The organism is Psychrobacter sp. AOP7-A1-24, from assembly GCF_052376235.1.
Lineage (GTDB): Bacteria > Pseudomonadota > Gammaproteobacteria > Pseudomonadales > Moraxellaceae > Psychrobacter.
The window spans coordinates 1-7,845 of record NZ_JBQSVM010000066.1 but is presented as its reverse complement, the minus strand read 5'-3'; the positions used below and the strand labels follow the sequence as shown (position 1 = coordinate 7,845).

At 45.2% G+C, this 7,845-nt stretch carries 6 protein-coding genes; 4 read left to right on the top strand and 2 right to left on the bottom strand.

From position 1 onward, the window contains the following. Window positions 1-54 precede the first annotated feature (54 nt). The gene (locus ACT3QQ_RS13190) at window positions 55-2,229 is read right to left on the bottom strand and encodes a TonB-dependent receptor (RefSeq protein ID WP_444528346.1); all 2,175 of its coding nucleotides are present in this window, start codon (window positions 2,227-2,229) and stop codon (window positions 55-57) included. A 444-nt stretch (window positions 2,230-2,673) separates the two neighbouring features. Here ACT3QQ_RS13190 and ACT3QQ_RS13185 point away from each other — a divergent pair, with 444 nt between their 5' ends. Genes ACT3QQ_RS13185 through ACT3QQ_RS13170 form a run of 4 tightly spaced genes read left to right on the top strand, consistent with a single transcriptional unit; the run spans window position 2,674 to window position 6,665 of the window. Beyond that, window positions 2,674-3,990 carry a flavin-containing monooxygenase gene (locus ACT3QQ_RS13185; protein WP_444528345.1) on the top strand — a complete coding sequence of 439 codons (1,317 nt, stop codon included), beginning with the start codon at window positions 2,674-2,676 and terminating at the stop codon, window positions 3,988-3,990. Next, window positions 3,987-4,874 carry a bile acid:sodium symporter family protein gene (locus ACT3QQ_RS13180; RefSeq protein ID WP_444528344.1) on the top strand — a complete coding sequence of 296 codons (888 nt, stop codon included), beginning with the start codon at window positions 3,987-3,989 and terminating at the stop codon, window positions 4,872-4,874. The genes ACT3QQ_RS13185 and ACT3QQ_RS13180 overlap by 4 nt, the downstream gene beginning before the upstream one ends. After that, the gene (locus tag ACT3QQ_RS13175; RefSeq protein WP_444528343.1) at window positions 4,867-5,802 is read left to right on the top strand and encodes an SDR family oxidoreductase; all 936 of its coding nucleotides are present in this window, start codon (window positions 4,867-4,869) and stop codon (window positions 5,800-5,802) included. The genes ACT3QQ_RS13180 and ACT3QQ_RS13175 overlap by 8 nt, the downstream gene beginning before the upstream one ends. Window positions 5,803-5,819: 17 nt before the next feature. Continuing rightward, a complete protein-coding gene (locus ACT3QQ_RS13170; protein WP_444528342.1) occupies window positions 5,820-6,665 on the top strand; it encodes an SDR family oxidoreductase in 846 nt (281 codons plus the stop codon). A gap of 208 nt (window positions 6,666-6,873) precedes the next feature. Here ACT3QQ_RS13170 and ACT3QQ_RS13165 read toward each other — a convergent pair. After that, on the bottom strand, window positions 6,874-7,845 hold a 972-nt coding region (locus ACT3QQ_RS13165), incomplete at its 5' end, for a bile acid:sodium symporter family protein (RefSeq protein ID WP_444528341.1).

Here is a 7,845-nt window from a genome sequence, read left to right as displayed (position 1 = left end):
TGGTATAAAAGGGAGTAGGTCGCGCCCAATCCCTTTTATTAAATCCAATACTGTCTAAAAATCGAACGTTGCTGATACCTTTAATGCAGTTGGCTCACCCGCATTTAAATAACCATAGCCTGGTAGTCCACCTACAGATTGCCAGTAATCCTCACCAGTCACATTGGTTACGACCCCTTTTAAAGTTACATCTTGACCAGCCAATAGCGTGCGATAGCGTGCACCAAGGTCTAAGGTAGTATAACCATCTACTTTTAAGGTATTAGCGGCATCGGCATAGCGCGCGCCTGTATGGATAATATCACCCGTCAACGTCAGTCCTTGGACTGCTGCTAAATCATATTCTAGGTTGACGTTGCTCTGGAGCGTCGGGACGCCAATGATACGATTACCATCTAACGTGGCATCGCCTGTGTCTTTTTGCTTGGCACTCAAATAGCTTACACCAGCGTTTAAACGCATGTTTTCACTTGGACTACCAAAGACAGTCAGCTCAGCGCCTTGATGGCGGTTTTCACCAGCAGTAGTAAAGGTGTTGTCATCATTGATATAAGCACGTGGCTCATCAGTATGGAATATAGCAAAACTGCTACCGATAAAGCCATTGTCGTACTTTACACCTAGCTCAGTTTGCTTACTTACATAAGGGTCTAGGTTTTGTCCTGCATTGGTTAGTGCATTGCCAGAGTTATCAACCAGTGGCGCAGTATCACCTTTAGCGAGACTCTCGATATAGTTGCCATAAACAGACCAGTCCAGCGTTGGCTGGTAGACGACACCGATACTTGGCGTCCACGCGCTTTCATTATATTCAGCTGTTTTCTCTTGAGTGTTGTAATCATAGCTGGTTGTTTTGATATTTTGATGACGTACGCCTAGTGTGGTTTTTAGCTTGTCATCAAACAGTGATATGGTGTCTGCAAGGGCAAAGCTTTGTAGCTGAGTTTCGCTCGTTAGCTTAGGGTCATCAAGACGACCACCAAAGAAAGCAGTCTCTGACCACTCATTACTATAATCTGTCGGGCTATATAAATTGGTCGCAAGCTGGTTGCCAAAATCAAAACCGTAAGCGCCTTTTTCTTCTTGACCATAAAGATCTGTTGCTAGTACCCAGTCATGGTTGATCTTGCCAGTTTGCCATTGTCCACGTAGTCCAAGCTGGGCACTTTGTACTAAATCTTCGCGAGTATTATCAAAGCGGTAGGTCGAGCCAGTACCATCTGCGTCAGAGACAGTAAGGTTGGCTAAAGAGTTTTCTTCGTCACCACGTCTAACGCCGTAGGCACCATAGCCAGTAATACTGTCATTAAAGTCGTATTCTCCTCGAATGGTACCAAACACATCTTCTTCGTTTGAATACGTCCAAGGTTGTGCCCAGTTTCTTGAGCCGTCAGGTGCTTTTGGTACATAAGAAACACCGGCAAGCGTCACACTAGGGCGCGTCTCTGTCAGCTTATTATCCTGCCAGCCCAGATCTGCTGATAAGCGGTACTGATCACCTCTATAATCCAAACCAAGGGCCGCCAAACCCAAGGTTGATGACTCATCATCGATAGCGCTGTCACCATCTTGATAAGCTGCATTGAAACGTACACCAATCGCATCATCAGTACCGAAACGATCACTGACATCTACCGCAACCTTGCCTTGATCGCCTTGACCATAGCCGACGGTTAGCTGACGTAGTGGGTCATTGTCAGCCCGTTTAGGTAATAGATTGATTGTACCGCCTGAGTTTCCGCCACTAGGTGCTGCACCATTTAGCATGGCTGATGCACCGCGCTGTACCTCGACACGTTCGAACAATTCCGTTGCGATATATTGTCTAGGGAGTATGCCGGATAGACCGTTGAACATGGTGTCATCTGAGGTAGTCACAAAGCCGCGCATAAAATACGCTTCTTGGAAGTTACCGAAACCTCTAGCCACACGTACTGTGGGATCTTTTGTGAGTAGGTCGCCGACACTTTGTGCTTGCTGATTGGCAATGTATTCGTTGGTATATGACGTAGTAGAGAACGGCGTATTCATAATATCTTGATTGCCTAAGAGACCAACGCGGCTACCGGTTGCTACTTGGCCACCTTCATAGGCGCTAGGTAAGCCATCCGCTGATGCATCAGCACTACTGGTCACGACGATAGTGTCGAGTACCACATTAGGTGTCTCTGACTGTGCATCTACATTGTTATCTACTTGCGCCCATGCTACTTGACTGGTCGTTAGCATAATGACTGAGGTGGACAAACAAGTTGAATATAATGTTTTTAAAGGTAGCGATTTTCTTAGTCTAGAACGTGAGAGTATGGATGTTAATTGCGAAGAGGAGCCAGATACATTCAAAGAATTAAGACGAAACAAAGCAGCAGAGAGGCGGGACAGTTGCATGAATATTTCCAGCGTGTAAGTTAAATCGTTATTATAATGATAATCGTTTCTATTACAATGCTTTAGTGATGCAATTTTGAAGATATATCAGAGAAGGCGCTTTAAAACTAATCTACAAATAAGCTGAAAAATAACCAGTATTTTTATTTACTTGAGCTGGCTCCTCTATCGATATATGCTATTGTTTTATCATGGGCACAGAGGACGCTGGTCTCGCCTACCAGAGGTGCAGTCAAATGGAATTGACTGATTTATACAATTGAAATGGATTTTACGGTGACGCTTATGTATGCAGTGATCGGAGCAGGTCCTATGGGGCTAGCTACAGCACGAAATTTACAAAAACTGGATATTTCTTTTATAGGTTTTGAGCTACATACAGATGTAGGCGGTCTATGGGATATCGACAATCCGCACAGCACGATGTATGAGAGTGCACATCTGATTTCATCTAAGCGCATGACAGAGTTCGAGGAGTTTCCTATGAAGGACTCAGTCGCGGCTTATCCTCATCATACCCAGCTTCGTCAATACTTCCGAGACTTTTCAGATACTTTCAACCTCAAATCACACTATGAGTTCTCTACGCGCGTGATCAGCATGATGCCCGAAGGAGATGGCTGGTGCTTGATCAGCGAGTGCAATGGACAGAGACAATCACGGCTGTTCGATGGTGTCCTCATTGCAAATGGAACATTACACACACCAAATATGCCAAGCTTGCCAGGGAAGTTTTCGGGCACGTTGATGCATTCTTCTGAATACCGTAGTTCGTCCGTATTTAATGACAAGCGTGTATTAATCGTCGGATGCGGCAACTCTGGGGCTGATATTGCCGTTGATGCGGTGCATCATGCAAAGTCGGTAGATATCAGCCTACGACGTGGTTATTACTTCCTACCCAAATTTATTAAAGGTAAGCCGGTTGACACGCTAGGCGGCAAACTAAAACTCCCGCGTCCAGTCAAACAGCGTATGGATGCTGCGATGATTCGTATGGTAATAGGCAAACCTTCTGATTACGGATTGCCAAATCCAAACTATCGTATGTATGAGTCGCATCCGGTGGTTAATTCATTGGTACTGCATCATTTGGGCCATGGCGATATCAAGGCGCGTCGTGACATTCGTAGTGTTGACGGCCATACAGTCACCTTTAGTGATGGTAACAGTCAGGATTATGATCTGATTTTGATGGCGACAGGTTATTTGCTTGACTATCCATTCATTGATCGCGAGCAGCTCAATTGGCCTACCAGTCATGACGCGCCGCAGCTATATATGAATGTGTTTCATCCCAAACACGATAATTTATTTATGATGGGTATGGTGGAGGCTGCGGGTTTGGGCTGGGAGGGGCGCAATCAACAGGCTAGGCTTGTTGCCCTATATATTCAGCAGCGTCAGAAAAATACAGCAGCCGTCAAACAGTTCAACAAGGTAAAACGTAAGCGTGCTGGCAAGACACTCGATGGCGGCTATAACTATATCAAGCTTGCACGCATGGCATATTATGTGAATAAAGATGATTACTTAGACACGCTATCCAAACATATCGCTGAGCTTGAAACAACAGAGTCTACACTGGTATCAGAAGTATGATGGCGGCTGTGGCGTTTGAGCCACGAAGCTTGATTCTGCTTAATCTTATCTTGGCACTCATGATGTTCGGCGTTTCGTTAAGCCTACGTCTCGAAGATTTTAAGCGTATCTTTTCATTTCCAGTTGCACCGATAGCAGGTTTGTTCGCTCAGTTTTTATTATTGCCGCTCGCTACGTGTTTATTTACTTGGGCATTGAATATCGATCCGGAGTTGGCGCTAGGAATGATTTTAGTCGCATCCTGCCCAGGAGGGAGCTTCTCTAATATTATGACTTGGCTGGCACGCGGTAATGTCGCAGTGTCAGTCAGCATGACGGCTGTGTCAAGCCTCACTGCAGCAATATTAACACCAGTTAATTTTGCCTTTTATGGTTGGCTAAACCCATACACACGCGAGTATCTGACAAAAATAACCATTGAGCCTAGCAGTATCTTGATACTGGTGCTTCTGGTATTGGCGTTGCCTTTAGTGCTTGGTATGTTGACAGGACGACGATTGCCCGATCTTGTCGTACGTGTCCAAAAACCCCTACGTATTTTCTCATTACTGGTGCTAATGGCTTTTGTCGCAATCGCTTTTTCCAGTAACTTCGCGCTTTTTCTAAAGCGTTTTCACAGCTTTTTTTGGCTGGTTGTTGGACATAACTTATTGGCACTCTCGCTAGGTTACGGTATGGGACTGATGCTCAAGTTACCAGTCGCAGATCGACGCGCAGTGACTTTAGAAGTCGGTATACAAAACTCAGGATTGGGGTTGGTTATTTTGTTTACGTTCTTTCCAGAGGCGGGCAGTATGATGCTCATTACGGCATTTTGGGGTGTATGGCATTTAGTATCAGGACTCACACTTTCACAAATTTGGGCACGGATTCCCTATGAATAATAAACGCATATTAATTACTGGTGCCGCAGGCTATATCGGTCATCAATTGGGCAATCGTCTGGCTGCTCATCACCATGTGGTTGGCACCGACGTTCGACAACGTAACGATCTAGACTTCCCAATCCACGTTCTAGATGTGCGTGATAAGGGTTTGGCAACGCTACTAATAGAACAAGGTATCACCCACGTTGTGCATCTTGCGTCTATTCTACAAGCATCAAAAGATCGTGCTCGTGATTATGATATCGATGTCAATGGCACGCGTAATGTCCTTGATTGCTGTATCAAAGCAGATGTCACGCATATAACACTGACCAGCTCGGGCGCGGCCTACGGTTATCATGCTGACAACCCTGAATGGATTGATGAGCAAGATGTGCTACGTGGCAATAAGGAGTTTGCTTACTCAGATCACAAGAGGCAGGTCGAGGAGCTGTTGGCAGGCTTCCGCGAGCAGCATCCACAGCTACAGCAACTTATCTTTCGACCCGGCACAGTATTAGGTGCTGATACGCGCAATCAAATCACTGGTCTGTTTATGGCGCCGCGTATTCTTGCACTCAAAGGTAGCGATTCACCTTTTGTGTTTATCTGGGATCAAGACGTGATCGGTGCTATGGAAATGGGTATTCGCGAAAACAAGGTGGGTATCTATAATATGGCGGGTGATGGTGCTTTGACGATGAAAGATATCGCGAACCGATTGAACAAACCGCTATTGACCTTGCCAGTAGGTCTAGTCAAAGCTGGTTTGCAGGTTGCAAAATGGCGTGGTAAACCAACAGGTCCAGAGCAAGTTAATTTTTTGCGTTATCGCCCCGTGCTGAGTAACAGACGACTAAAAGAAGAATTTGGTTATTCTTTGGCGAAAACCTCTGCCGAAACCTTTGAGTATTTTATCGAATGCAATGGACTGCGTAAGCCCTGATATGGAGAAAGTCATCAATGTTGTTATCAACTGCTGCCAATTCAACTAACATTAATGCCAACGTTAATACTCATTCAATAAATGTCACTTTAATCACTGGTGCTGCCTCAGGACTTGGTTGGGCAATGGCTCGGCACTGGTATGCCGCTGGGCATCATCTAGTACTCGTTGATATAGATGAGCAAGCGTTAAACGCGAGAGCCACTGAGTTAGGCGACATTGATAGAGTTATAACAGTCGTCACTGATATCACTCAACGCAATGATATTGTCGTCCTTGTCGAACAAGTGCAAAGCCATTTTGGCCGTCTTGACTTATTGGTGAATAATGCAGGCATTACCCATCGGTCACCCGCGTATCAGACTGATCCTGAGGTGTTTCGTAAGGTCATGGCGGTAGGTTGGCAGGGTGCAGTGGAGCTGACCATGGCTGCGCTACCGATGCTACGTGAGTCCAAAGGACAAATTATTTGCATTGGCTCAATGGCTGGATGGATGCCCGTACCAGGGCGGGCAGCTTATTGTGCCGCCAAGGGAGCGCTCACACAATTCTTTGAAGTGTTGCGCTTGGAGCTAGAGCCTGAAGATATTCATATTCTTATGGTTTATCCGAGCTTTCTTGATACGCCTATTGAAAACCATGCGTTAGGTCGTGATGGCAGTATCGCAAAGCATCCACGCTCGATGATAGGGAGTATGCGCAGTGCTGAGTGGATGGCTGAACGAATCAATCAAGGTTTGCAGCGGCGTGAACGCTGGTTATTGCCTGAACCTGTGTCACGTTTTGGCAGTATATTATGGCGCGTTGCCCCCACTATATATTTGCGTCAAGTACGTAAACGTTTTAAAGGGGAGTTGCGGTAGCTTTCGCGAATGAAGACTTTAGAAAAAAGCTAGTCATTAATTCAAATGATCGGATAGCGCTATGCTATAAGACGCTATATTGAAAGTTAGTATGTTAAAAGTTACTGTATTGAAAAACGCTAATTTTAAAAACATTATCTTAAAAGTAGCGCCTTTTCTAGGAAATAGCTATCTAACATAGTATGTCGAGTGCATTATTTTTTCAGTATTAACTGTTTCTGATTGGTTTACCAATTTCTATGGTTTCATTAGTAGTCTCATCAGTGTCAACAAGCGTAGGATTTTTTGCTTCTTGACGCTTATCCCACCAAGCGAAGATATTGGCTAATATAGAGCCAGAAACAGAGTGCCAAATACAAGCAACCGCGGCAGCGATGGCAGATTCTGCATTACCAGGGAAAAATTTCGTGCTTAAACCCGTGGCCAACCCTGCATTTTGTACACCAACTTCAATAGATATGGTGCGCTTTTTGGGCTTGCTCATACCAAATAAGGCACCTGAGTAGTAGCCCAATATATAGCCGACGATATTGTGTACCGCAATCGCTAAAATCACGACTAGTCCTGATTGTAAGAACTGATCGCCAAATACGGCGGCAACACCACCGACGATAGCGGCAAACGCCAATACAGCAACGCCTGGCATTACTGCACGTACATCATTAAACCAGTGTTTATTTTGAAATAGAATGTTGAGCATAGAGCCGATAGCGACTGGCAATAACGTCACTAAGAGCATAAAGCGGAACATTCCCCAGCCATCCATCTCTACAGATTGACCGACCAAGTAATTGAGCCAAAGTGGAGTCACTAACGGCGCAATGATGGTTGATACGGTGGTCATACCTACTGAAAACGCTACATCACCTTTGGCAAGATAGCTCATAATGTTTGAAGACACACCGCCAGGACAAGTACCAACCAATACTAGACCCAACATCAATCCAGGCGATAAATCAAACAGTCTGGCCACGCTAATCGCCAAAATCGGCATAATGGTATATTGGATAATTGAGCCAATAAAGATATCAAGCGGGCGCTGGGCCAATACCTTATAGTCTTCTTTACCTAATGTCATACCCATTGCGAGCATAATGACACCCAGAACGATGACTTGGGTATCACCTGTTACCCAAGAAAAAGTAGCAGGCTCTATAAATGTCACTGCGGCCGCTAAAAC

Excerpts from the sequence above, each read along its gene's own strand:
- ACT3QQ_RS13190 (WP_444528346.1), bottom strand. The coding sequence starts at position 2,229 with ATGCTAACGACCAGTCAAGTAGCATGGGCGCAAGTAGATAACAATGTA.
- ACT3QQ_RS13185 (WP_444528345.1), top strand. The coding sequence starts at position 2,674 with ATGTATGCAGTGATCGGAGCAGGTCCTATGGGGCTAGCTACAGCACGA.
- ACT3QQ_RS13180 (WP_444528344.1), top strand. The coding sequence starts at position 3,987 with ATGATGGCGGCTGTGGCGTTTGAGCCACGAAGCTTGATTCTGCTTAAT.
- ACT3QQ_RS13175 (WP_444528343.1), top strand. The coding sequence starts at position 4,867 with ATGAATAATAAACGCATATTAATTACTGGTGCCGCAGGCTATATCGGT.
- ACT3QQ_RS13170 (WP_444528342.1), top strand. The coding sequence starts at position 5,820 with ATGTTGTTATCAACTGCTGCCAATTCAACTAACATTAATGCCAACGTT.